The organism is Bradyrhizobium sp. CIR48 (genome assembly GCF_014198315.1).
Lineage (GTDB): Bacteria > Pseudomonadota > Alphaproteobacteria > Rhizobiales > Xanthobacteraceae > Bradyrhizobium.
This window is the reverse complement of record NZ_JACIHG010000035.1, coordinates 1-1429: the sequence shown is the minus strand read 5'-3', so window position 1 is coordinate 1429 and position 1429 is coordinate 1. Positions and strand designations below refer to the sequence as shown.

The window sequence follows — 1429 nt, the reverse complement described above, 5'->3', positions numbered from 1 at the left end:
TAGAGCGCGTAGCGGTTGCGGAATTCCTCGAGCGTCGTCGGAATTCCAACGCCATGCTGGCGGACGTGGCGCGATCCCCAGGATTTCTCGTAGATGTAATCGCCGAGATGCACGACCAGGTCGAGATCGCGCGCGGCCATGTCGCGGTAGGCGGTAAAATAGCCTTGCTCGTATTGCTGGCAGGATGCGAAAGCAAAGCGGAAAGGCCGCGCCGCCCTGGCGGGCGCGGTTCGGGTGCGTCCGACCGGGCTGAGCGCCGGGCCGGCGCGGAAGCGGTACCAGTAAACGCGATCCGGCCGCAGCCCCGTCGCCTCGGCGTGCACGGAATGCGCAAGCTCCGCGGTCGTCCGCACGACGCCGTGGGAGGCGATGCGCGCAAAGGCCTCGTCGCCAGCAACCTGCCATTCGACGTCCACTGCCGCGTCCCGCATGCCGCCGCCCTCGAGCGGCTGCGGAGCAAGGCGGGTCCACAGGATGACGCGATCTTCCCGCGGGCATCCGGACGCAACGCCGAGCGTGAAAGGATCTGCGCTGAGCGAAACCGGCGCTCCCCGCACGAACCCGGCGGGCGCAGCCAAGGCGGCGCTCGCCAGCGATCCCACGAGAAAGCGGCGACGGGGAATCATGGGCGCGCCGGCATCGTTTCGAGCCTGCGGCGAATGCTCGCGGCGAGATCCGGCCGATCGGTCGTGATCTGCCGCACCGGTTGGACAAGCCAGTAAGCGATATCCTCCGGCTCGTTGGTCACCCATGCACCGAGACGCTCGGATCCGAGCATCTTGAGGGCGAGCGGCAACGCGAGCCCCAGGAGCGATTTTTCGACCGCGACGATGCAGCCGGGAATGGCAGCCAATTGGGTCAACGCGGGCTCAATTCCGCCCATCATCTCCGCCGAACGGCGGTCGAGCGAAACGAGCACCCGCGCCTCCGGCCACAGCCGGAGCGCGGTCTCGATCACGCCGGGCACGAAGCAGGTGATGATTGCACGCCGTTCCAGGCCCCGACGCTTGATCTCGCTGATCAGCCGCGCCTCGAGGCCCGAATAGGAATTGCCAAGCGCATCCGTCTTGATCTCGATGTGGAGCTCGAGCGTGGATTCGCTGAACACGTCGAGCACCTCGTCCAAGGTCGGAATGCATTCATCGCCGGCATCACGAAGACGCGTTGCCGTCAGTTGCCGCAAGCTGCGCTCGCCCACCGGCCCGCTCTCGAATGTGGTGCGGTCGAGCAGCGGATCATGGATCACGACAAGCCCGCCGTCCGTGCTCTGATGGACGTCGAACTCGACTGCGTCGACCCCTTCCCTGCACACGTTGCGGAAGCCCGTCAGGCTATTCTCCGGCCAAAGATTGCGTCCGCCGCGATGCCCGGCGATGAAAACCATGATCAGTCCCTATTTGCTGCTGTCGACAAGACCCTTGATGAACCA

General features: G+C 65.7%; 3 protein-coding genes. 1 reads left to right on the top strand and 2 read right to left on the bottom strand.

Annotation, left to right across the window (positions count from 1 at the left end; genetic code table 11):
- Both GGD66_RS41075 and GGD66_RS41070 read right to left on the bottom strand, forming a co-directional pair.
- Positions 1-626, bottom strand: a 626-nt coding sequence (locus tag GGD66_RS41075; RefSeq protein WP_183262285.1) for an alkaline phosphatase, incomplete at its 3' end; no start/stop codon positions are given.
- Entirely contained in the window at positions 623-1330 is a 708-nt protein-coding gene (locus GGD66_RS41070) for a glycerophosphodiester phosphodiesterase family protein (protein ID WP_246789206.1), read from the bottom strand. The genes GGD66_RS41070 and GGD66_RS41075, both read right to left, overlap by 4 nt.
- Between GGD66_RS41070 and GGD66_RS41940 the strand changes: the two genes are divergently transcribed.
- Positions 1238-1429, top strand: a 192-nt coding sequence (locus GGD66_RS41940; RefSeq protein ID WP_246789207.1) for a hypothetical protein, incomplete at its 3' end; no start/stop codon positions are given. The two genes, GGD66_RS41070 and GGD66_RS41940, sit on opposite strands and share 93 nt — an antisense overlap.